Genomic DNA, 22,961 nt, shown 5'->3' with positions numbered 1-22,961 from the left:
TCAGGCTCCTTGAGCATTGGGCGAGGTCTCTGCAGCCGGGCTCGTCTCGGCGGTGGACCCGCCCTTGTCTCCGCGCAGCGCGTCCCGCAGCATCTCGTGCCAACGCGGCCGCTTACGCGGGGGAACATGGTCCACGCCGCCGGGCGACCACGGGTTGCACCGCAGGATGCGCCAGGCGGTCAGGGCAGTGCCCTTGATCGCGCCATGCCGGTCGATGGCCGTGAATCCGTAGTGGGAACACGACGGGTAGTACCGGCAGACGGGACCCAGAAGCGGGCTGATCGTCCACTGGTACAGCTTGATGAGAGCCAGCAGCGGGTACTTCATCGCGTGCCCCCTCCCAGCAACCGCTGGAGAGCGGCGTCCAGGTCTCGGGCCAGCTGAACGTGGTCGGCGTCACCGGCTCCGGGCAACGCCCGTACGACCACCAGGCTACCGGGGGGAAGCTCGGTGAGCCGCTCACGGACGAGATGGCGGAGGCGACGCTTCACCTGGTTGCGGACGACCGCGCCGCCTACGGCCTTGCTCACGACGAAACCCGCACGCGTCGGGGGAGCGCTCTCCCCAGGCGCGTGCGGGTCCGTTGCACCGCTGCGTAGATGGACGACGAGGAGCGGGCGGCCGGCCCGGCGTCCTCTGCGTACCGCGGTCGCGAAGTCCTCGCGCCGCCTCAGCCGATTCTCGGTAGGCAGCACGTCATGACCTGTGCGCGGATCAGGCGGACAGGCGGGCGCGACCCTTGCCACGGCGAGCGGCCAGGATGGCGCGGCCGGCACGGGTACGCATGCGCAGGCGGAAACCGTGGGTCTTCGCGCGACGACGGTTGTTCGGCTGGAAGGTGCGCTTGCTCACTCGGGGGCTCCAGTAATGATTCGTTGGTGGCGGGACATCGCCTGGCTGTCACCGTGCGCCCACGAGTAGCTCGCATACGCCCGAGTGCACCGCTTCGCGATCACATATGGTGATCTTCGCCCATCGGTAGGCAGGCGGCAGCAGCCATCGACAACTCGACCTGGTTACGGTACGCGCGGCTACGCCATCCGGTCAAACCGACCGGTCACCGGGGTGCTCTGTGCACAGGCTGTGGACAACAACTTGAACCACGTCAGCCGCCACGACTACCGTGGCTGGACTCCGCAGTCTTTTCCGTTCTGTCCTTACCTGTCCTTCCGGACTTCGACCCACCGTCCCGCAGAACCACACCTTCGTGGGACCAATGAGGAAGCGTGCCCCGTGGCTGACGTACCTGCCGATCTTGCCGCAGTGTGGCCGCGCGTGCTGGAACAGCTCCTCGGCGAAGGCCAGGGCATCGAGCCCAAGGACAAGCAGTGGATCGAGCGCTGCCAGCCGCTCGCACTGGTGGCCGACACCGCACTCCTCGCCGTGCCCAACGAGTACGGCAAGCAGGTCCTCGAAGGCCGGCTCGCCCCGCTGATCAGCGAGGCCCTCAGCCGCGCGTGCGGCCGGCCGATCCGGATCGCGATCACCGTCGACGACTCCGCGGCCGAGCCGACGCCGCCCGCGCCGCCCGCCCGGCCGGCCCCGCCGCAGCCCTACGGCGCGTACGACGGCTACGAGAACTACGACGACTACGGGCGTCCGATGCCGGACGACGGTCTGCCGACCGCCCGGCCCGCCTACCCCGAGTACCAGCAGCAGCGCCCCGACCCGGGCGTCTGGCCGCGCGCCCAGGAGGACGTCACCTGGCAGCAGCAGCGGCTCGCCGGCTTCCAGGAGCGCGATCCGTACGCGACGCCCCGGCCGCAGCAGCCCCAGCAGCCGCGGTACGACGAGCGCCCCCCGTACGAGCAGGCGCCGCAGCGCCCCGAGCGGGGCGAGCTGCCCGACACGGACGGCCCCGGCCCCGGCGGCCGCGGCCCCCGTCCGGGAGCCGGCACGACCGGCATGGGCGGCTCCTCGTCCGGGCAGGGCGCCGGCTCGGGCGCGCCGGGCGAGCAGCACGCGCGCCTGAACCCCAAGTACCTCTTCGACACCTTCGTCATCGGTTCCTCGAACCGCTTCGCCCACGCGGCCGCGGTCGCCGTGGCCGAGGCGCCGGCGAAGGCGTACAACCCGCTCTTCATCTACGGGGAGTCGGGCCTCGGCAAGACCCACCTGCTCCACGCGATCGGTCACTACGCGCGCAGCCTCTACCCGGGCACCCGGGTGCGGTACGTGAGCTCGGAGGAGTTCACCAACGAGTTCATCAACTCGATCCGTGACGGCAAGGGCGACGCGTTCCGCAAGCGCTACCGGGATGTGGACATCCTGCTGGTCGACGACATCCAGTTCCTCGCGAGCAAGGAGTCGACGCAGGAGGAGTTCTTCCACACCTTCAACACGCTCCACAACGCCAACAAGCAGATCGTGCTCTCCTCCGACCGGCCGCCGAAGCAGCTGATGACGCTGGAGGACCGGCTCCGCAACCGCTTCGAGTGGGGCCTCACCACCGACGTGCAGCCGCCGGAGCTGGAGACCCGCATCGCGATCCTGCGCAAGAAGGCCGTCCAGGAGCAGCTGAACGCCCCGCCGGAGGTGCTGGAGTTCATCGCCTCCCGGATCTCGCGGAACATCCGTGAGCTGGAGGGCGCGCTGATCCGCGTCACCGCCTTCGCGAGCCTCAACCGGCAGCCGGTGGACCTCGGGCTCACCGAGATCGTCCTCAAGGACCTGATCCCGGGCGGCGAGGACACGGCGCCGGAGATCACCGCCGGCGCGATCATGGCGGCCACGGCCGACTACTTCGGGCTGACGGTGGAGGACCTGTGCGGCTCCTCGCGCAGCCGCGTGCTCGTCACCGCCCGCCAGATCGCCATGTACCTGTGCCGGGAGCTCACGGATCTGTCGCTGCCGAAGATCGGCGCGCAGTTCGGCGGGCGGGACCACACGACCGTCATGCACGCGGACCGCAAGATCCGTGCGCTGATGGCGGAGCGGCGCTCCATCTACAACCAGGTCACCGAGCTGACCAACCGCATCAAGAACGGCTGACGACCGCCTCCTCGGCCTCCTGGCGAAGGGCGCTCCGGGCACTCCCGGGGCGCCCTTCGGCGTCCCCGGGGCGCCCTTCGGGGCACACGGGAGCCACCGAGGCGGGTGCCGAGACCGTCGCCGGGCCGTCGCCGGGCCGTCGCCGCTGTTCGATTACTGCGTTCCGGTGGCGGCTTCTCCACAGATTGGGGGATGATCTCCCGTCCACAGGGTGGGGACTGCCGAGTTATCCGGATTGCGTCCACAGGCGCTCCTGTTGACAGAGCATCATCCCAGGTCAGAACCCTGTGGAATTGTTGGCAAACGATCTCCACAGCCTGTGGACGAAAGATCCGTCCACAGGGACGTCACCCGGTTGTCCACCGGCCGCCCACAGGCAGCGGCGGGTTGCCCACAGCTTCTCCACACCGCTGTCCACTGTTCGGCAAGGAAACGCCCGGGCTCACCGGGGCGAGTGAAAGCCGTCACACCAAGGGAGACGTTTGGGCTGTGGGGAACCTGGGGAAAGCTGGGGACAGCACTGGGGAGAACTCCCCATGGCCTGTGAATCGGGTGTGCAGAACTTTCCTGTGTCCACAGAGCACCCCGGTTGTCCACGGGTTCCACCCACAGGGGCAGTGGACAAAAAAGTGGGTCTGACCTGCGTGGACGACGTTATCCACGGTTTCCACAGGCCCTACTACTACTCCCACTCATAGTTAGCTCGGAATCTGCTTTGAAGCGGGGCCTGTGCACAACTCGGGCCCGGAGCCTCGGCGACCTCTTGTCGCGACTTGACCCCGAGCCGCACCGAGTGTCGGTGGCGTACGTCAGACTGGTTCCCGCAGTCGACGAAGAGCCAGCAACAAGCAGGAGGCGGTTCCGGTGAAGATCCGGGTGGAGCGCGATGTACTCGCGGAGGCGGTGGCGTGGGTGGCCCGCAGCCTTCCGGCCCGTCCGCCGGCGCCCGTTCTCGCGGGCCTTCTGCTGAAGGCCGAGGACGGCGCGCTGAGCTTCTCCAGCTTCGACTACGAGGTCTCGGCGCGGGTCTCCGTCGAGGCGGAGGTCGAGGAGGACGGCACCGTCCTCGTCTCCGGCCGCCTGCTCGCCGACATCTGCCGCGCCCTCCCCAACCGCCCGGTGGAGATCTCCACAGACGGTGTACGGGCGACCGTGGTCTGCGGCTCCTCCCGCTTCACCCTCCACACCCTGCCTGTGGAGGAGTACCCGGCGCTGCCCGAGATGCCGACCGCGACCGGCACCGTCCCCGGCGAGGTCTTCGCCTCCGCCGCCGCGCAGGTGGCCATCGCCGCCGGCCGTGACGACACGCTGCCCGTCCTCACCGGTGTGCGCATCGAGATCGAGGGCGACACCGTCACCCTGGCCTCCACCGACCGCTACCGCTTCGCGGTCCGCGAGTTCCTGTGGAAGCCGGAGTCCCCGGACACCTCCGCCGTCGCGCTGGTGCCGGCCAAGACCCTCCTGGACACGGCCAAGTCCCTGACCAGCGGCGACTCGGTCACCCTGGCGCTCTCCGGCTCGGGCAAGGGCGAGGGCCTGATCGGCTTCGAGGGCGCGGGCCGCCGCACCACCACCCGGCTGCTCGAGGGCGACCTGCCGAAGTACCGGACGCTGTTCCCCACCGAGTTCAACTCGGTCGCGGTGATCGAGACCGCCCCCTTCGTCGAGGCCGTCAAGCGTGTGGCCCTGGTGGCCGAGCGCAACACCCCGGTGCGCCTCAGCTTCGAGCAGGGCGTGCTCATCCTGGAGGCCGGCTCCAGCGACGACGCACAGGCTGTGGAGCGTGTGGACGCGCAGCTGGAGGGCGACGACATCTCGATCGCCTTCAACCCGACCTTCCTGCTGGACGGCCTGAGCGCGATCGACTCCCCGGTCGCCCAGCTTTCCTTCACGACCTCCACCAAGCCCGCGCTCCTGAGCGGCAAGCCGGCGCTCGACGCGGAGGCGGACGAGGCCTACAAGTACCTGATCATGCCGGTGCGGCTGAGCGGCTGACGCCCTCTGCCGGGAGCCCCCGGGGGCGTCCCCGGGGAGCCGCGGTACGGGGGTCGACCGGGTGGTCGACTGAGCGGCTGACCCCACAGGTGTGCACGCGGGTCCGGGCGTAGGCTCGGACCCGGGTACGAACCGCACACGACGCTTAAGGAATCTCTGATGGAGCTCGGTCTCGTCGGTCTCGGCAAGATGGGCGGCAACATGCGCGAGCGCATTCGCCGCGCCGGCCACACCGTCATCGGATACGACCGCAACCCGGACCTCGCCGATGTCCACAGCCTCGAGGAGCTTGTGGGCAAGCTCAAGGGTCCGCGCGTCGTGTGGGTCATGGTCCCCGCCGGTGCCGCCACCCAGTCGACCATCGACGAGCTGGCACAGCTGCTCTCCCCCGGCGACGTCGTCGTGGACGGCGGGAACTCCCGCTGGACCGACGACGAGAAGCACGCCGAGGAGCTCGCCGCCAAGGGCATCGGTTTCGTCGACTGCGGCGTCTCCGGCGGCGTGTGGGGCCTGGAGAACGGCTACGCGCTGATGTACGGCGGCGACGCCGAGCACGTGGCCCGCGTCCAGCCGGTCTTCGACGCGCTCAAGCCCGAGGGCGAGTTCGGCTCCGTCCACGCGGGCAAGGTCGGCGCCGGCCACTTCGCGAAGATGGTCCACAACGGCATCGAGTACGCGATGATGCAGGCCTACGCCGAGGGCTGGGAGCTCCTGGAGAAGGTCGACTCCGTCACCGACGTCCGCGAGGTCTTCCGCTCCTGGCAGGAAGGCACCGTCATCCGCTCGTGGCTGCTCGACCTCGCGGTCAACGCCCTCGACGAGGACGAGCACCTGGACAAGCTGCGCGGCTACGCGGAGGACTCCGGCGAAGGCCGGTGGACCGTCGAGGCCGCCATCGACAACGCCGTACCGCTCCCGGCGATCACCGCGTCGCTGTTCGCGCGGTTCGCGTCGCGTCAGGACGACTCGCCGCAGATGAAGATGATCGCCGCGCTGCGCAACCAGTTCGGTGGCCACGCGGTCGAGACGAAGAAGTAATCCACAGGCTGTGCACCCCGCGGTGCACAGCAGCCGGGGGAAGGTCGGCGCCCACCATGCACGTCACGCATCTGTCGCTGGCCGACTTCCGCTCGTACGCCCGGGTCGAGGTCCCTCTCGATCCGGGCGTCACCGCTTTCGTGGGGGCGAACGGCCAGGGCAAGACCAACCTCGTCGAGGCCGTCGGCTATCTCGCCACCCTCGGCAGCCACCGGGTCGCCTCCGACGCCCCGCTGGTACGCATGGGCGCGGAGCGGGCGATCATCCGCGCCGCCGTCACCCAGGGCGAGCGCTCCCAGCTGGTCGAGCTCGAACTCAACCCGGGCCGCGCCAACCGCGCCCGTATCAACAGATCCTCGCAGGTCAGGCCCCGTGACGTGCTCGGCATCATCCGCACGGTGCTGTTCGCGCCGGAGGACCTGGCGCTGATCAAGGGCGACCCCGGGGAGCGGCGGCGCTTCCTCGACGAGCTGATCACGGCGCGCGCGCCGCGCATGGCGGGCGTGCGCTCCGACTACGAGCGGGTGCTCAAGCAGCGCAACACGCTCCTGAAGTCCGCCGCCATGGCCCGGCGGCACGGCGGCCGCTCCATGGACATGTCCACCCTGGACGTCTGGGACCAGCACCTGGCGCGGGCCGGCGCCGAGCTGCTCGCCCAGCGGCTCGACCTCATCGGGACGCTCCGGCCGCTCGCCGACAAGGCGTACGAGCAGCTGGCCCCCGGCGGCGGGCCGGTCCAGCTGGAGTACAAGCCGTCCGCGCCCGGCGCCGGGCACACCCGCGAGGAGCTGTACGGGCAGCTGCTCGCCGCGCTCGCCGACGTACGCAAGCAGGAGATCGAGCGCGGCGTCACGCTGGTCGGACCGCACCGCGACGACCTGCTGCTCAAGCTCGGCGACCTGCCGGCCAAGGGATACGCGAGCCACGGCGAGTCCTGGTCATACGCGCTGGCGCTGCGCCTCGCCTCGTACGACCTGCTGCGGGCCGAGGGCAACGAGCCGGTGCTCGTCCTCGACGACGTCTTCGCCGAGCTCGACGCGCGCCGGCGCGAGCGGCTCGCGGAGCTGGTCGCGCCGGGCGAGCAGGTACTCGTCACGGCGGCGGTCGACGACGACGTCCCGGGCGTGCTGATGGGGGCGCGATACGCGGTGTCCGGCGGGACGGTGGAGCGCGTATGACCGAGAACACTTCCCCACAGCCTGTGGACAAGTCTTCGGCCCAGACCTCGACGGCCGGACCGGTCGGACCTGCCGCCGAGTCGTCCGGTGTGGACCTCGCGCGGGTCGCGCTGCGCGCCGCCAAGGAGCAGGCACGGGCGCGGGGCGCGGCGGCCGCCCAGAAGAAGCAGGCCCGGCGCGGCGGCGGACTGCGCTCCGGCGCGCACGCCGACGGACGCGACCCGATGGCGCTCGGTGCCGCGATCAACCGGCTGATCACCGAGCGGGGCTGGGAGACGCCCGCGGCGGTCGGCGGCGTCATGGGCCGCTGGCCCCAGATCGTCGGCGAGGACCTGGCCAAGCACTGCGTACCGCTGCGGTACGACGAGGACCCGGAGGAGCGGGTGCTCACCGTGCAGTGCGACTCCACGGCGTGGGCGACGCAGCTGCGGCTGCTGGCACCGCGGCTGGTGGCGCGGCTGAACGAGGACCTGGGGCACGGCACCGTGCGGATGATCAAGGTGCTGGGCCCGGGCGGACCGCGCCGCGGCTACGGGCCCCTGCGGGCGCCGGGCTCCACGGGACCGGGCGACACCTACGGGTAGCACGTACGGGTAGCGCGTACGCGTATAAGGGGCGCGGGCGTCCGCCCCGACGCAGGGCCCGGCGACGCACACCGGTGGACGCCGCCCGGGTGGGGGCCGTGCCCCGACGTCGTCGTCGACGGCGGCGTGGATCGCCGTGCCCACCCATTCCTCGTGCCCGCCCGTTCCCTCCGTTTTCGGCCCGCCACCTCCAGCGGAACGACGGCCTCCGCCCCGGTGCCACTCGCCGTCACCGCCCGAAGCGCTAGGTGGCCGTCAGGGGCCTCTGGAGCCCCTCTCCAGATATGGGGAGTCGTCTCGCGCCCGCCGAGGGCGGCACATGAGCATTCAGGTACCGGCAAACCCCCATGAGTGTCAGTGGTACCGGTAGACTGGAAGACAATCCCGCCACCCTGCGGAACAAGTCGAACGACGCAGCCGCTCCCGTATGCCCGGAGAACGGCCTGTGCTGTGCCAGAAAGGGCGCTTCGTGGCCGATTCCGGCAACCCCAACGAGAACAACCAGTACACCGCCAGCAACATCCAGGTCCTCGAGGGCCTGGATGCCGTGCGCAAGCGCCCTGGCATGTACATCGGCTCGACCGGTGAGCGCGGCCTGCACCACATGGTGCAGGAGGTCGTCGACAACTCGGTCGACGAGGCCCTGGCCGGCCATGCGGACACCATCGAGGTGACGATCCTGGCCGACGGCGGCGTGCGCGTCGTCGACAACGGCCGTGGCATCCCCGTCGGCATCGTCGAGTCCGAGGGCAAGCCGGCCGTCGAGGTCGTGCTGACGGTCCTCCACGCGGGCGGCAAGTTCGGCGGCGGCGGCTACGCCGTCTCCGGCGGTCTGCACGGTGTCGGCGTGTCCGTGGTCAACGCCCTCTCCACCAAGGTCTCGGTGGAGATCAAGACCGACGGCCACCGCTGGACGCAGGACTACAAGATGGGCGCCCCCACCGCGCCCCTCGCGAAGCACGAGGAGACCGACGAGACCGGCACCTCGGTCACGTTCTGGGCCGACCCGGACATCTTCGAGACGACCGAGTACTCCTTCGAGACGCTCTCGCGCCGCTTCCAGGAGATGGCCTTCCTCAACAAGGGCCTGACCATCTCGCTCACGGACGAGCGCGAGTCCGCCAAGGCGACCGTCGGCGCCGACGACCCGGACGCCGAGGCCGCCGCGGAGCCCACCGCGCGCACCGTGAAGTACCACTACGAGGGCGGCATCGTCGACTTCGTGAAGTACCTCAACTCGCGCAAGGGCGAGCTGATCCACCCCACCGTCATCGACGTGGAGGCCGAGGACAAGGAGCGCCTGCTCTCGGTCGAGATCGCGATGCAGTGGAACTCCTCGTACAGCGAGGGCGTGTACTCGTTCGCGAACACGATCCACACCCACGAGGGCGGTACGCACGAGGAGGGCTTCCGCGCCGCGCTGACGACGCTCGTCAACAAGTACGCGCGCGAGAAGAAGCTGCTCCGCGAGAAGGACGACAACCTCACGGGCGACGACATCCGCGAGGGTCTCACCGCGATCATCTCGGTCAAGATCGGCGAGCCGCAGTTCGAGGGCCAGACCAAGACCAAGCTCGGCAACACCGAGGCGAAGACCTTCGTGCAGAAGGTCGTCTTCGAGAACCTCACGGACTGGTTCGACCGCAACCCCAACGAGGCCGCGGACATCGTCCGCAAGGGCATCACCGCCGCCACCGCGCGCGTGGCCGCCCGCAAGGCCCGCGACCTGACCCGCCGCAAGGGTCTCCTGGAGTCGGCCTCCCTGCCGGGCAAGCTCTCCGACTGCCAGTCGAACGACCCCACCAAGTGCGAGATCTTCATCGTCGAGGGTGACTCCGCCGGTGGCTCGGCCAAGTCCGGCCGTAACCCGATGTACCAGGCCATCCTGCCGATCCGCGGCAAGATCCTGAACGTCGAGAAGGCCCGTATCGACAAGATCCTGCAGAACACCGAGGTCCAGGCGCTGATCTCCGCCTTCGGCACCGGCGTCCACGAGGACTTCGACATCGAGAAGCTCCGCTATCACAAGATCATCCTGATGGCGGACGCCGACGTCGACGGCCAGCACATCAACACCCTGCTGCTGACCTTCCTCTTCCGCTTCATGCGCCCGCTGGTGGAGGCCGGTCACGTCTACCTCTCCCGTCCGCCGCTCTACAAGATCAAGTGGGGCCGGGACGACTTCGAGTACGCGTACTCGGACCGCGAGCGTGACGCGCTCGTCGAGCTGGGCAAGCAGAACGGCAAGCGGATCAAGGAAGACTCGATCCAGCGCTTCAAGGGTCTCGGCGAGATGAACGCCGAGGAGCTGCGCGTCACCACCATGGACGTCGAGCACCGCGTGCTCGGCCAGGTCACCCTGGACGACGCCGCCCAGGCCGACGACCTGTTCTCGGTGCTGATGGGCGAGGACGTCGAGGCGCGGCGCTCGTTCATCCAGCGCAACGCCAAGGACGTTCGCTTCCTCGACATCTGAGTCGGTCTCAGCTGACCGTACGAAAGGACTGACGACCAGCAATGGCCGACGAAACCACTCCTGTGAACACCGGGACCCCCGAGACTCCCGAAGAGGAAGACCTGCAGCTGCGGATCGAGCCCGTCGGGCTCGAGACCGAGATGCAGCGTTCGTACCTCGACTACGCGATGTCCGTCATCGTGTCGCGCGCGCTGCCCGACGTCCGCGACGGCCTCAAGCCGGTGCACCGCCGCGTGCTCTACGCGATGTACGACGGCGGCTACCGGCCCGAGAAGGGCTTCTACAAGTGCGCCCGCGTCGTCGGCGACGTGATGGGTAACTACCACCCGCATGGCGACACCTCGATCTACGACGCCCTCGTCCGCCTCGCCCAGCCCTGGGCCATGCGGATGCCGCTCGTCGACTCCAACGGCAACTTCGGCTCCCCGGGCAACGACCCGGCGGCCGCCATGCGCTACACCGAGTGCAAGATGGCGCCGCTGTCGATGGAGATGGTCCGCGACATCGACGAGGAGACCGTCGACTTCACGGACAACTACGACGGCCGCTCCCAGGAGCCGACCGTCCTGCCGGCCCGCTTCCCGAACCTGCTGATCAACGGCTCCGCCGGTATCGCGGTCGGCATGGCGACCAACATCCCGCCGCACAACCTGCGCGAGGTCGCCGCCGGCGCCCAGTGGTACCTGGACCACCCCGAGGCCGGCCACGAGGAGCTCCTCGACGCGCTCATCGAGCGCATCAAGGGACCCGACTTCCCGACCGGCGCGCTCGTCGTCGGCCGCAAGGGCATCGAGGAGGCGTACCGCACCGGCCGCGGCTCCATCACCATGCGCGCGGTCGTCGAGGTCGAGGAGATCCAGAACCGCCAGTGCCTGGTGGTCACCGAGCTGCCGTACCAGGTCAACCCGGACAACCTCGCGCAGAAGATCGCCGACCTCGTCAAGGACGGCAAGATCGGCGGCATCGCCGACGTCCGCGACGAGACCTCCTCGCGTACCGGCCAGCGCCTGGTCATCGTGCTCAAGCGGGACGCCGTCGCCAAGGTCGTCCTCAACAACCTGTACAAGCACACCGACCTGCAGACGAACTTCGGCGCCAACATGCTGGCGCTCGTCGACGGCGTGCCGCGCACCCTCTCGATCGACGCGTTCATCCGCCACTGGGTGACGCACCAGATCGAGGTCATCGTCCGGCGCACCCGGTTCCGGCTGCGCAAGGCCGAGGAGCGCGCCCACATCCTGCGCGGTCTGCTCAAGGCGCTCGACGCGATCGACGAGGTCATCGCCCTCATCCGGCGCAGCGAGACGGTCGAGATCGCCCGCGGCGGTCTGATGGACCTCCTCCAGATCGACGAGATCCAGGCCAACGCCATCCTCGAGATGCAGCTGCGCCGGCTCGCCGCCCTGGAGCGCCAGAAGATCGTCGCCGAGCACGACGAGCTCCAGGCGAAGATCAACGAGTACAACGCGATCCTTGCCTCGCCCGAGAAGCAGCGGGCGATCGTCAGTGAGGAGCTCGCGGCGCTGGTCGAGAAGTACGGCGACGACCGCCGCAGCCAGCTGGTGCCCTTCGACGGCGACATGTCCATCGAGGACCTGATCGCCGAGGAGGACATCGTCGTCACCATCACGCGTGGCGGCTACGTGAAGCGGACGAAGACCGAGGACTACCGCTCGCAGAAGCGCGGCGGCAAGGGCGTGCGCGGCACGAAGCTGAAGCAGGACGACATCGTCGACCACTTCTTCGTGACGACCACCCACAACTGGCTGCTGTTCTTCACCAACAAGGGCCGGGTCTACCGGGCCAAGGCGTACGAGCTGCCGGACGCCGGCCGGGACGCCCGCGGTCAGCACGTGGCCAACCTGCTGGCCTTCCAGCCGGACGAGCAGATCGCCGAGATCCTGGCGATCCGCGACTACGAGGCCGCGCCGTACCTGGTGCTCGCCACCAAGGCCGGCCTGGTGAAGAAGACCGCGCTGAAGGACTACGACTCCCCGCGCTCCGGCGGTGTCATCGCGATCAACCTGCGCGAGCGGGAGGACGGCAGCGACGACGAGCTGATCGGCGCCGAGCTGGTGTCGGCCGAGGACGACCTGCTGCTGATCTCCAGGAAGGCGCAGTCGATCCGCTTCACCGCCACGGACGAGGCGCTGCGCCCGATGGGCCGTGCCACCTCCGGTGTCAAGGGGATGAGTTTCCGCGAGGACGACGAGCTCCTCTCGATGAATGTCGTCCGGCCGGGTACGTTCGTCTTCACCGCGACCGACGGTGGCTACGCCAAGCGCACCGCCGTCGACGAGTACCGCGTCCAGGGCCGCGGCGGCCTCGGTATCAAGGCCGCCAAGATCGTGGAGGACCGTGGCTCGCTCGTGGGCGCGCTGGTGGTCGAGGAGACCGACGAGATCCTCGCCATCACGCTGTCCGGCGGTGTGATTCGTACGCGAGTCAACGAAGTCAGGGAGACCGGCCGTGACACCATGGGCGTCCAGCTGATCAACCTGGGCAAGCGTGATGCCGTCGTCGGCATCGCCCGCAACGCCGAGGCGGGCGGCGAGGACGACGAGGACGTCGATGGAGTGGCCGAGGCTGCCGAGGCCGTCGAGGTGGCCGAGGGCACGGAGCCCGAGGCCGGGGAGCACGAGGAGTAGAGCGTGAGTGGAGCCACGGGCGCCGGTCCGGCCGACGGCCGGTCCGCAGGATCGAGCGGTGCCCGTGGCTCCGCCACGGACTCCCAGGGGGTTACGGTGACGGACACTCGGGGGCAGGGCCCCTCGTACGACACGTACAACGGGCCGCTGCCCGGCGAGCGGGCGGGGACGCAGCCGCAGGGCGGCCCGTACCACCCGCCGCAGGCCTACGCGGCCGGCGGCGGGACGCAGGGCGGTCAGGGCGGCACCCTGGGCGGCCAGAACGCCGCCGCCATGCGCAAGGCCCGTACGGGGGCGCGCACCACGCCGCGCACCCGCAAGGCGCGGCTGCGGGTGGCCAAGGCCGACCCGTGGTCGGTGATGAAGGTGAGCTTCCTGCTCTCCATCGCGCTCGGCATCTGCACGGTGGTGGCCGCGGCGGTGCTGTGGATGGTCATGGACGCCATGGGCGTCTTCTCGACCGTGGGCGGCACGATCAGCGAGGCGACCGGCTCCAACGAGTCGAACGGCTTCGACCTGCAGTCCTTCCTGTCGCTGCCGCGCGTCCTGATGTTCACCTCGGTGATCGCGGTGATCGACGTGGTCCTGATGACCGCCCTGGCGACGCTGGGCGCGTTCATCTACAACCTGTCGGCCGGTTTCGTGGGCGGTGTCGAGCTCACTCTCGCCGAGGACGAGTGACCTGCGCCGAAGGCTGTGCGGGGCCCGACCACGTGCCCTTCAGGAGCCTCCGGCTCCGGGCGATTTTGGGACTGGCCCCCACGTGCGCTAATCTTCAGGAGTCAGCGCGCGGGACACACACCGCAAAGCGCGGCGGGGCTATAGCTCAGTTGGTTAGAGCGCATCCCTGATAAGGATGAGGCCACAGGTTCAAATCCTGTTAGCCCCACCAGCACGAAGACCCCCAGTCGATCGCGACTGGGGGTCTTTGACATCCATGGCTGACATCAGCCGTTCAGCCGATCAACTCGGCAGGGGGCATCGACAGCTACCGTGGGTCTGTGACTGACAGGAACGCGCGGCGCGCCACAGGGGCGTGGTGTGTTGTCTGGTGGGGCCTGGTGGCCTTTGGGTTCTGGCTCTTCGGCAAAGCCACCGATGACCCCAAGGGCTGGCTATCGTGCGCAGTCCTGGCCGCGGCCGCCGTCGCTTTGGGGGACCTGTCGAACCGCTGGCGAGGACGGCGACTGAAGGCGCGTTGATCAAGCTCGAACGCTGTGAACGCTGCCCGGAGGGTTCACCCGTCCGGGCCGATTGGTTTTGGGCACGCCTTGGCGGCCTAGGTCACTGATCGGTATCGGCCGGTGTGTAGAGTGGGCGTCAGAAGTCTCCTACGTCAACGAAAGACGAGGTCGCGCGGTGAAGAAGCTTCTCCTGGTCGCACTGGCCGCCATCGGCGGGCTCCTCGTGTACCGCCAGATCCAGGCGGATCGCGCCGAGCAGGATCTGTGGACGGAGGCGACCGACTCCGTGCCCGCAGGTTCGGGTGTGTGAGACGAAAGATCGTCTGTGTGGGGCCCCGGCCGCTTCGAGCGGCCGGGGCCTCATTCTGTTTGCCTCAGTGAACGAATTGCTTGCTCTCGCGAATTTGTAGGGTGTCGGCCGTACGGGCGGGCAGGATGGGCCGGCACGGACACGACGAGGGGATGAGCGTGAAGAGGCAACGGGGTACCGGCCGTACGGCGGGAGGGCGTACGGCAGGCGTGCGGGCGGCGGGAGCGCTGGCCGCGGCGGTGTGCACGGCCGCCCTGCTGCCGGGCACGGCGTGGGCGGCCGGGGACGGCGGCGGGTATGCCTTCGAGGACGGCGCGCAGCGGGTGAAGGGCGCCATCTCCAACCTGGACGCCGAGCAGCTGAAGGCCGGGCAGACCTACCGCGACACCATCAAGAAGGACGGCAAGCTCTACTACCGCGTCGACCTCGACTCGCAGCAGAACGCGTACGTCTCCGTCGTCGCCGTCCCGAAGGCGGGCGGCAAGGCCGCGTACGGCGACGGCATCAAGGTGAGCATGCAGGACGGCTCCAGCGCCGAGTGCGGCTCCCAGGAATCGAGCTTCGGCTCGGCCGAGTTCCCCCGCCCGATCACCGCGTACGCCGACCGCACCATCGACCCGGACTCCACCACGTGCCAGCAGGCCGGCGCCTACTACGTGCTCGTGGAGCGGGAATCGGGCCAGGAGTCCGACCCGGCGGACTGGGAACTGGAGATCCGTTTCCGCACCGAGCCGGGGCTCAAGAAGACGGGCCCGACGGCACTGCCGTCGAACTGGCCCTCGGGCACGCCCGCGCCGCCCACGGGCGGGCCGCAGCGGCGTGACGGCGGCGCCGGCTTCGGCGACGCGACCTCCCTGAAGCAGGGCGAGTGGCGCACCGACATCAAGCCGGGGCAGACGCTGATCTACCGCGTGCCGGTCGACTGGGGCCAGCAGCTGTTCGTCAGCGCCGAGCTCGGCAGCAGCCCCGCCTCGGACGAGTACATCAGCGGCGCGCTCGCGCTGTCGCTGGAGAACCAGGTCCTCGGCCACGTCAGCCGCGACACCATGACCTACGACGGCGACCCGGCGACGATGGCGCTCGACCCCGAGCGGCCGGTGGCCTACGAGAACCGCTTCTCCGGGACGTACACGACGAGCGCCATGCGCTTCGCCGGCTGGTACTACGTGTCGGCCACGCTCAACCCGGCGGTCGCCAAGGCGTACGGGGACAAGCCGCTGCCGCTCACGCTGCGGGTGAACCTCACCGGGCAGCCCAAGCCCGGGCCCGCGTACGACGGACCCGCCGGGTCCTTCGCGGTGACCGACGACGACCGGGACGCGGCGGCCAGCGGGCACAGCGGCCCCGAGGCGGCCAGGAGCGGCAACCTGAAGGTCGTCGGCGTGGCAGGGATCGGTGCCGGGAGCGTCCTGCTGCTCGGCCTCGGCGCCTGGTGGCTGCTCGCCCGGCGGTCGGCGGCCGGGGAGGGCCCTACGCCTGGATGAGCGCCCAGATGCCCACGGCGAAACAGAGCAGCGCCGTGATCAGGACGGGGACCGCCACCTTCGCCGGCGGCCCCGGCCTGCGGGCGGGAACCGATGCGCCCTGACCGGTGTATTCAGGAGTAGGAGGGACCCGCTCGTACGGCACCGCGGCCGTGGGGGCCTGGGCGAAGGAGGCGGGGGAATGCGCGGGAGCCTGCACGGGGGCCGGAGCCGGCGCGTAGGCCGGGGACGGCGGGGCCGCGACGGCCTGCGTGGGTGTCGGGACCGGCGCCTGCCGCGGCGGTGGCGGCAGATGGAAGCTGCCCGTCTCCGACGGGCCCGGGACCTGCTGCGCGGACTGCGGCTGCTGCTGGTCCTGCTGCGGTACGGGCACGGCGGCCGGGGCGGCGGCCTGCGCGGCGGCGGGCGCGGACGACTGGGCCCGGTCGCCGTGGTCCGCGGTCTCGGGGCCGTTCGGGCCGAAGCCGGGCGGCAGCGGGCCGATCTGGTCGAAGACCTCGACGGGCTCCTCACCGGGCGCGGGCTCGGGCAGCAGCTCGGCCGCCGCCGTCAGCGCCTTCCGGGCTCCCGTGGCCGTCTTGAAGCGGGCCTGCGGGTCGGGCTGGAGCAGCCCGGCCAGGACCTGCCACAGGGGCTCCGGGATGCCCTGCGGGGCGCCCGGCGTGCCGTGCGCCCGGAAGTGGTCCACCAGGGCCTGGGAGTCCGGCTTGCGGCCCTGGAGCAGATAGAGCGCGACCAGGCCGACCGCGAACAGGTCGGCGGTGAAGTCAGGCTCCGCGCCCATCAGTTGCTCGGGCGCGAAATAACCCGGCGTCCCCACCACGTAGTTGGTCTCCGTGAGGCGGGGCTCGCCCTTGCGCATCGAGATGCCGAAGTCGGACAGCCGCAGGTGCGGCCGTCCGGTTCCGGTGACCTCGAGCAGGATGTTGGCCGGCTTGATGTCGCGGTGCACGACCCCCTCCGCGTGCACCGCGGCCAGTCCGGACAGCAGCTGGTCGAGCAGGACGCACACGAAGCGGGGCGGCAGCGCGCCGTAGTCCCCGATGACGTGCGCCAGGGAACCGCCCGCCACGAGGTCCATCGTGAAGAGGACCTTGTCGTCGTCCGCGGCCCAGCTGGCCGGGGCGAGGACGTGCGGGTGGTCGATCCTGAGCGCCTGCTCGCGCACGAAGCGCAGCAGGGCGTGGGCGTCGCTCTGCTGGAGCACCTTGGCCGCCACATAGCGGCGGCGCCGGTGGTCCCAGGCACGCCAGACCGCGCCGATTCCGCCGCGGCCGATCGGATCGATCAGCTCGTACCGACCAGCGAAGACCTCACCCATCGCGCTGCGCCCGCTCCCCGTGCCGTCTCGGATGTCGCCGTGTCCGCACCGGGTCGCCCCGGGCGGGCCGGCGTCAGTTCTGGTGCGCCTCGTAGTGGGCGACCGCGTCCGCGGTGCGCCCGGCGCCGTACACCCGGAGGAACTCTGCCAGTTCGGGGTGGACGGACGCGAGGGAGTCGGCGGCCTCGATGATGTCGCCTGCCGCGGCCACGGAGCGCAGCAGGGACTGGATCTCGCGGACCACGCGGCGCACGGTGGGCGCGCCGCTGCTCGTGGTGGTCTGGCTGCCCGAGGTCAGGACGGAACCGCCCTGGGACTTCTTGATCTCGTCCATCCGGTCGGTGGCCTCGGCGGCGCTCACGCTGCCGTCGGCGACCAGGCGGGCGAGCTCCTGAAGAGCCTGGACACGCTGGACGACGGCGGGATTGCCGATCTTGGCCCGCTGGCCGCTCATCAACTGCGACAGCATGGGCGCCGAGAGCCCGAGCACGGCCGCAAGCCTGGCCTGGTTCAGCCCGAGATCGTCGATCAGTCGACGGAAGAGCGCCCCCAACGGCTCCCCGTACCAACTGCGCTGAAGCTCGCGGGCTCTCGCCGTGGCTTCCTGCTGCGCTGTATCCATTACTACTTCTCCCCATCCCTTGGGTTCGCCACTGCGAACCCCGATCAGCATCTTACGGAGCGTGGTCGCCCACGGGGAGTCCCAATCCTTTTGCGGGATACGGGGGGTGACCCGGTACTCTGTTGTCGTTCCGGGGCCTTAGCTCAGTTGGTAGAGCGCTGTCTTTGCATGGCAGATGTCAGGGGTTCGACTCCCCTAGGCTCCACTCCGGTAAGAAAAGCTCCCTGACCTGCGGAAACGCAGGCAGGGAGCTTTTTCGTGCCCGAGGTGAAGTGGCCCAGTGTCCCGGGGTGGAAATGGACCAGGGAGCGTGGGCCACCGGCCCCTAGATTCGTGGTCATGACGCAGACGAGGAGCACGACGCACACGCGTATGAGGACCCGCCGGGCACTGCTGGCCGCCCAGCTCGCCAACTCCGTCGGCGACGGAGCCTTCTATGTGACCTCGGCCCTCTACTTCTCCCGGATCGTCGGTCTCTCGGCCCCGCAGATCGGCGTCGGCCTCGCCGTCGCCTGGGGCATCGGCTCGCTCGCCGGGGTGCCGCTCGGGCACCTCGCCGACCGGCGCGGGCCGCGCGGCAGCGCCGTCCTCCTCGCCCTGGTGACCTCGGCGGCCGTCGCCTCCTTCCTCCTCGTCCGCTCCTTCGTGCCCTTCCTGCTCGCCGCCGCCGTGTACGCGACCGCCCAGAGCGGCCTCGCCGCCGCCCGCCAGGCGCTCCTCGCGGGGCTCGTCGAGCCGGCCGAACGGGTCGGGACACTGGCCCGGCTGCAGGCCACGCTCAACGCCGGCCTGGCCGTCGGCGCCGCGCTCGGCGGTCTCGCCCTCGGCGCCGGGACCCGTACGGCCTATCTCACGGTCTTCGCCCTCGACGCGCTCGGTTTCCTGCTCTGCGCCCTGCTGCTGCGCGGCCTCCCGCCGGTGCCGGGCAGCCCGGCCGGCGTCGCCGGCGAGCCCCGGCTCGTGGTGCTGCGGGACCGCCCGTACGCCGTGCTCACCCTCCTCAACGCGGCCCTGCTGCTCCGCCTGCCGCTGCTCAGCCTCGCGCTGCCGCTGTGGATCGTGGAGCGCACCTCGGCCCCCGGCTGGACGGTCTCGGGGCTCTTCGTCCTCAACACCGGCGCCGTGATGCTCTTCCAGGTGCGGGCCGCCCGCTCGGTGACCGGGCTGCCCGAGGCCACCCGGGCGGTGGGCCGGTCCGGCGTGGTGATGCTCGCCTCCTGCGCGGTGTTCGCCGTGACGGCCGCCGGATTCGGCGCCTGGCAGAGCGTCGCGGTCCTGCTCCTGGGAGCGGTCCTCCAGGTGATCGCCGAGATGCGCCACTCCGCGGGCTCGTGGCAGATCGGCTTCGCGCTCGCCCCGGCCGAGCGGATCGGCCAGTACCAGGGCTTCTACGGCACCGGCGTGCCGGTCGCCAGGACGCTCGGGCCGCTGCTCGTCACCACGCTGCTGATCGGCTGGGGCGCGGCGGGCTGGCTGGTCCTGGGCGGAATCTTCCTGGTGGCGGGCTTCGCGACGGCGCCCGCGGTGCGCTGGGCGGAGCGCTCCCGGGCCCTGGCGGACACGGCCCCGGGCGCCCGCGCCGCGGAGCCCGCGGGTACGCACTGAGCCGGACGGGTGGTGTTCATCGGAAGAACTGCGCGGCGACGGCGTAGCTCCATGGATCGCGGACGCGCTTCCTCATCATGAGGAAGGTACGAAAAGCGCGCAATCCGAAATGAACCATCCGAGAACATCACAGCCCACCTGAAACCGTCTCAGGAAAGTGAGGAGCCATGGCCACCGCCAAGGTCAAGCAGTTCTGGACCGCCTTCATCTCCCTCTTCTTCGCCCTGTTCGCCTCCCTCGGCCTGGCGAGCCCGGCCACCGCCGCCCAGCAGCCCTCCCTCCAGCAGGGCGAGGAGCCGGCGGCCGCCCCCGCGAAGGCGGCGACGACCGCCGCGCGCTCCCTCGTCTCCGTACCGGCACAGCGGAGCAGCCATCAGTGGCACACCGCGCAGGGCCGCGCCCTGCCGCCGACCATCAAGCAGCGCATCGGTGCCGAGGCCCACGGTTCCTCGCCGTCCGTCCGCCACCTGCGCGCGGACGCCCCGGCCGGCTCGGACCCGGCCGGAGCGCACCACCTGACGGGCGCGGCGCTGACCACGACCGCCGCCGCTGCCGCCGCTGCCGCGTAGGGCGCGGCGGGATTCCGCCGCGCCCTACCACCCGGAACGGCCGGTGGTCAGCGACGTTCCTCGTCGCGATCCGCGGCCTCCTCCTCGGCCTCCTTGGCCGCAACGCCGGGATCGAGGGACGAAGCGTCGTCGACGGACGACAGCCCGGTCTCCTCGTCCACCTCGGTGGGAGCGGGCGGCTCGACCAGCCAGTCGGGGTTGGCCTGCTTGTCCCACCACTTCCAGGCGGCGAACGCGCCGCCGACCACGACGCCGAGGACCACGAATCCCTTGGCGAGGCGTCCGGCCCTGGCCCGACGCGCATGCTTCTTCATGATCTTGTCGATGTCCTTCGGCGTCACCTGACCGCGCAGCGCGGCCCAGGCGGCGGTCGAACGCGAACCGGCCTCCTCGAGGACCGGACCGGTCGCGGCAACCGCGTGCCCGACACGCGGAACGGTGTAGTCGGTCGCCTGACGGGCGGCCTTGCGGGTCACGGCCGCGGCGCGATGCGCGGCCTCGTCGACCCGCGGCGGCACGTGCGGTGCGACACGGCTGTCGTACTGCTGACGGGCCTGAACACGGGCCGCTGACGCGGCCTTCGAGACTTTCGGCGCGAGCCTGACGCGCGCCTCGTGCGCGTAGAGAACGGCCTGGTCCCTGGCCGTGCCGGCGTACGGCGCCACCACTTCCGCGGCGTGCAGGACGCTCTCCTTCGCCGAACCTGTCGCGGCGCGCACGCTGTCCATGCGGGTCACGGGATTCCTCCTCCTCGGTGGCGATGTCGGTTTTTCACCTTTCCATCCTTTTCGGAATCATGCCTGCCGTGCCGCGCTCCGGCATGCGTAGCGGGCATCCGGGGCATGCGAGGATGCGGACGTGCAGGAAGCGTGGGCGACGACGTGCCCGTGCGGAGGTGTGGAGGAAGGCGGAACGTGGCCCAGCAGTACGCGATTCTGAAGACCAGCCAGGGTGACATCGAGATTCGGCTGCTGCCGTTCCACGCCCCGAAGACCGTGCGGAACTTCGTCGAGCTGGCCCGCGGCGAGCGCGAGTGGACCCACCCGGCGACCGGAGAGGTCTCCACGTCCCCGCTCTACGACGGCACGGTCTTCCACCGGGTGATCAAGGGCTTCATGATCCAGGGCGGCGACCCCCTGGGCAACGGCACGGGCGGCCCCGGCTACGAGTTCGCCGACGAGTTCCACCCGGAGCTCTTCTTCGACAAGCCCTACCTGCTCGCGATGGCCAACGCCGGCCCGGGCACCAACGGCTCGCAGTTCTTCATCACGGTCGGCGCGACGACCTGGCTGAACCGCAAGCACACGATCTTCGGCGAGGTCGTCGGCGAGGCGAGCAAGAAGGTCGTGGACGCGATCGCCGCCGTCGAGACCAACCCGCGCACCGAGCGCCCGGTCGAGGACGTCGTCATCGAGACCGTCGTGATCGAGAGCCGCTGACCCTTCCGGAGGGCCCGGTCCGGGCCCGGGAACCTTCGCGCCCCGCCCGTCCGTCAGGAGGGCGGGGCGATCTGCTGGCCCGTTCCCGCCCACCGTCCTCGGCCGACCGTCCTCGGAGGACCCTGATGCACTGCTACCGACACCCGGACGTCGAGACCGGCATCCGCTGCACCCGCTGCGAGAAGCCGATCTGCCCGGAGTGCATGGTGTCCGCGGCCGTCGGCTTCCAGTGCCCCGACTGCGTCCGCACCGGCTCCGGCACCGGTCACGCGCCCGACGCCAACCGGCCGAGGACGCTCGCCGGCGGCCGGGTGCGAACGGACGGCCGGCTCGTCACCAAGATCGTCATCGCGATCAACCTGGGCCTGTTCATCGCGGCCCAGGTGGCGGGCGACCGGTTCGTGGACGAGCTGGTCATGATCGGCTACGCCTACAACCCCCTGCTCGGCGAGGTCGTCGGCGTCGCGGACGGCGAGTGGTACCGGCTGATCACCTCGGCCTTCCTCCACCAGGAGGCGGTGCACTTCGTCTTCAACATGCTGGGCCTGTGGGTCATCGGCGGGATCGTCGAACCGGAGCTCGGCCGGATCCGCTACGCCGTGCTGTGCCTGCTCTCCGGTCTTTCCGGCTCGGTGCTCGTCTATCTCGTCGCCCCGGCGAACCAGGCCTCGCTCGGCGCGTCCGGCATCGTCTTCGGCCTCATCGGCGCGTGGGTCGTGCTCGCCAGGCGGCGGCGCCACGACATGGGTCCGGTGCTGCTGTTCGTGGCGATCTCGCTGGTCTTCACGTTCGCGCGGCCGGGCGTCTCCTGGGAGGCGCACATCGGCGGCCTCGTGGCGGGTGCGCTCGTCACGTACGGGCTCGTGCACGCGCCCAGGGCGCGACGGGAGCTGGTGCAGTACGCGGTCTGCGGGCTGATGCTGCTGATCGACCTGGGGATCGTGCTGGGCCGGACCGCCGCGCTCACCTGAGCGAGGATGGCTGTGGAAGAGCTCTCCGGGGAAGCTTTCCCCAGAGTTATCCACAGTGTGTGTCCAGTCTGCCGCCGAGCTGGGTGCATGACCGCGCCCCCTGGCTCTGACCTGGTGTTCTTCGTCAGAGGCAGGGGGCGGTGCGTTCCCGAACGAGCGTTCCCGCAGTCGTATCGGCGTCAACTCCGTGGGAGTTATCCACAGATCGTCGTAAGTTATCCAGTGCTGTGCACAACACTGTGGATAACTCAGGGCAGAGCTTGACGCGTCACTTCCACTGCGTGGAGACGCCGAAGCCGGCGGCGATGAAGCCGAAGCCGACCACGATGTTCCAGTTGCTGATGGACTTGACCGGCAGCGTGCCGTCGGTGACGTAGAAGACGACGATCCACACCAGGCCGATGGCGAACAGCGCCAGCATCACCGGAGCCACCCAGCTGCGGTTGGTCAGCTTGATGGCGGCGGCCTGCTTCGTGGCGGGCGGCGGCGTGTAGTCGGCCTTCTTGCGGATCCGTGACTTCGGCACGAGGAACTCTCCTGTCGATG

General features: G+C 70.2%; 21 protein-coding genes and 2 tRNA genes. 16 read left to right on the top strand and 7 right to left on the bottom strand.

Going from position 1 to position 22,961, the window contains the following annotated elements:
* From yidD to rpmH, 3 genes are read right to left on the bottom strand one after another with little or no spacing between them, the layout of a single operon-like run.
* Positions 1–327 (bottom strand): membrane protein insertion efficiency factor YidD, encoded by a 327-nt coding sequence (gene yidD, locus ACFVGS_RS24240; RefSeq protein WP_128983195.1) that lies wholly within the window; start codon positions 325–327, stop codon positions 1–3.
* Complete coding sequence (gene rnpA, locus ACFVGS_RS24235) at positions 324–695, bottom strand: ribonuclease P protein component (protein WP_384417893.1); 372 nt, start codon at positions 693–695, stop codon at positions 324–326. Before rnpA ends, yidD begins: the two co-directional genes overlap by 4 nt.
* A 19-nt stretch (positions 696–714) precedes the next feature.
* Complete coding sequence (rpmH, locus tag ACFVGS_RS24230; protein WP_125638610.1) at positions 715–852, bottom strand: 50S ribosomal protein L34; 138 nt, start codon at positions 850–852, stop codon at positions 715–717.
* 381 nt (positions 853–1,233) lie between these two features.
* Here rpmH and dnaA point away from each other — a divergent pair, with 381 nt between their 5' ends.
* From dnaA to ACFVGS_RS24175, 11 genes are all read left to right on the top strand, one after another.
* The gene (gene dnaA / locus ACFVGS_RS24225; protein WP_384417896.1) at positions 1,234–2,991 is read left to right on the top strand and encodes a chromosomal replication initiator protein DnaA; all 1,758 of its coding nucleotides are present in this window, start codon (positions 1,234–1,236) and stop codon (positions 2,989–2,991) included.
* An 864-nt stretch (positions 2,992–3,855) separates the two neighbouring features.
* Complete coding sequence (gene dnaN / locus ACFVGS_RS24220; protein ID WP_384417899.1) at positions 3,856–4,986, top strand: DNA polymerase III subunit beta; 1,131 nt, start codon at positions 3,856–3,858, stop codon at positions 4,984–4,986.
* Positions 4,987–5,145: 159 nt separating this feature from the next.
* Positions 5,146–6,024: a phosphogluconate dehydrogenase (NAD(+)-dependent, decarboxylating) gene (gnd, locus tag ACFVGS_RS24215; protein WP_384417902.1), complete on the top strand. Its 879-nt coding sequence runs from the start codon at positions 5,146–5,148 to the stop codon at positions 6,022–6,024.
* Positions 6,025–6,080: 56 nt separating this feature from the next.
* A complete protein-coding gene (recF, locus tag ACFVGS_RS24210; RefSeq protein ID WP_384417905.1) occupies positions 6,081–7,202 on the top strand; it encodes a DNA replication/repair protein RecF in 1,122 nt (373 codons plus the stop codon).
* Positions 7,199–7,786 carry a DUF721 domain-containing protein gene (locus tag ACFVGS_RS24205; protein ID WP_385693621.1) on the top strand — a complete coding sequence of 196 codons (588 nt, stop codon included), beginning with the start codon at positions 7,199–7,201 and terminating at the stop codon, positions 7,784–7,786. Before recF ends, ACFVGS_RS24205 begins: the two co-directional genes overlap by 4 nt.
* Before the next feature lie 445 nt (positions 7,787–8,231).
* Complete coding sequence (gene gyrB / locus ACFVGS_RS24200; RefSeq protein ID WP_384417910.1) at positions 8,232–10,262, top strand: DNA topoisomerase (ATP-hydrolyzing) subunit B; 2,031 nt, start codon at positions 8,232–8,234, stop codon at positions 10,260–10,262.
* A gap of 41 nt (positions 10,263–10,303) precedes the next feature.
* The gene (gene gyrA, locus ACFVGS_RS24195; RefSeq protein ID WP_384417913.1) at positions 10,304–12,910 is read left to right on the top strand and encodes a DNA gyrase subunit A; all 2,607 of its coding nucleotides are present in this window, start codon (positions 10,304–10,306) and stop codon (positions 12,908–12,910) included.
* A 96-nt stretch (positions 12,911–13,006) separates the two neighbouring features.
* Positions 13,007–13,591, top strand: a complete 585-nt coding sequence (locus ACFVGS_RS24190; protein WP_384417917.1) for a DUF3566 domain-containing protein — start codon at positions 13,007–13,009, stop codon at positions 13,589–13,591.
* A gap of 134 nt (positions 13,592–13,725) precedes the next feature.
* Positions 13,726–13,802, top strand: a tRNA-Ile gene (locus ACFVGS_RS24185).
* Positions 13,803–14,269: 467 nt separating this feature from the next.
* A complete protein-coding gene (locus ACFVGS_RS24180; protein ID WP_003958712.1) occupies positions 14,270–14,404 on the top strand; it encodes a DLW-39 family protein in 135 nt (44 codons plus the stop codon).
* Between the two features lie 152 nt (positions 14,405–14,556).
* A complete protein-coding gene (locus ACFVGS_RS24175; RefSeq protein WP_385693620.1) occupies positions 14,557–15,888 on the top strand; it encodes a hypothetical protein in 1,332 nt (443 codons plus the stop codon).
* Here the strand turns inward: ACFVGS_RS24175 and ACFVGS_RS24170 are convergent.
* Positions 15,875–17,209 (bottom strand): serine/threonine-protein kinase, encoded by a 1,335-nt coding sequence (locus ACFVGS_RS24170; protein WP_385693619.1) that lies wholly within the window; start codon positions 17,207–17,209, stop codon positions 15,875–15,877. The genes ACFVGS_RS24175 and ACFVGS_RS24170 overlap by 14 nt on opposite strands.
* Before the next feature lie 73 nt (positions 17,210–17,282).
* Positions 17,283–17,831, bottom strand: a complete 549-nt coding sequence (locus ACFVGS_RS24165) for a helix-turn-helix domain-containing protein (protein ID WP_384417926.1) — start codon at positions 17,829–17,831, stop codon at positions 17,283–17,285.
* Between the two features lie 132 nt (positions 17,832–17,963).
* Here ACFVGS_RS24165 and ACFVGS_RS24160 point away from each other — a divergent pair.
* From ACFVGS_RS24160 to ACFVGS_RS24150, 3 genes are all read left to right on the top strand, one after another.
* Positions 17,964–18,036 (top strand) — tRNA-Ala (locus tag ACFVGS_RS24160).
* A 134-nt stretch (positions 18,037–18,170) separates the two neighbouring features.
* On the top strand, positions 18,171–19,436 hold the full coding sequence (locus tag ACFVGS_RS24155) for an MFS transporter (RefSeq protein ID WP_385693618.1): 1,266 nt from the start codon (positions 18,171–18,173) through the stop codon (positions 19,434–19,436).
* A gap of 167 nt (positions 19,437–19,603) precedes the next feature.
* Positions 19,604–20,005: a DUF6344 domain-containing protein gene (locus ACFVGS_RS24150; RefSeq protein WP_384417932.1), complete on the top strand. Its 402-nt coding sequence runs from the start codon at positions 19,604–19,606 to the stop codon at positions 20,003–20,005.
* Positions 20,006–20,052: 47 nt separating this feature from the next.
* On the opposite strand, the gene ACFVGS_RS24145 is transcribed toward ACFVGS_RS24150, so the two are convergent.
* Positions 20,053–20,742, bottom strand: coding sequence for a DUF5324 family protein (locus ACFVGS_RS24145; RefSeq protein ID WP_384417935.1), 690 nt, complete (start codon positions 20,740–20,742; stop codon positions 20,053–20,055).
* A 177-nt stretch (positions 20,743–20,919) separates the two neighbouring features.
* Between ACFVGS_RS24145 and ACFVGS_RS24140 the strand changes: the two genes are divergently transcribed.
* Both ACFVGS_RS24140 and ACFVGS_RS24135 read left to right on the top strand, forming a co-directional pair.
* Entirely contained in the window at positions 20,920–21,444 is a 525-nt protein-coding gene (locus ACFVGS_RS24140; protein ID WP_384417938.1) for a peptidylprolyl isomerase, read from the top strand.
* Positions 21,445–21,569: 125 nt separating this feature from the next.
* Positions 21,570–22,415 (top strand): rhomboid family intramembrane serine protease, encoded by an 846-nt coding sequence (locus tag ACFVGS_RS24135; protein WP_384417941.1) that lies wholly within the window; start codon positions 21,570–21,572, stop codon positions 22,413–22,415.
* Positions 22,416–22,683: 268 nt separating this feature from the next.
* On the opposite strand, the gene crgA is transcribed toward ACFVGS_RS24135, so the two are convergent.
* The gene (gene crgA, locus ACFVGS_RS24130) at positions 22,684–22,941 is read right to left on the bottom strand and encodes a cell division protein CrgA (RefSeq protein WP_128977105.1); all 258 of its coding nucleotides are present in this window, start codon (positions 22,939–22,941) and stop codon (positions 22,684–22,686) included.
* Positions 22,942–22,961: the final 20 nt, after the last annotated feature.

It is taken from the genome of Streptomyces sp. NPDC127114, from assembly GCF_042677525.1.
In the GTDB taxonomy this organism is placed as follows: domain Bacteria; phylum Actinomycetota; class Actinomycetes; order Streptomycetales; family Streptomycetaceae; genus Streptomyces.
This window is presented reverse-complemented; position numbering and strand designations above follow the sequence as displayed.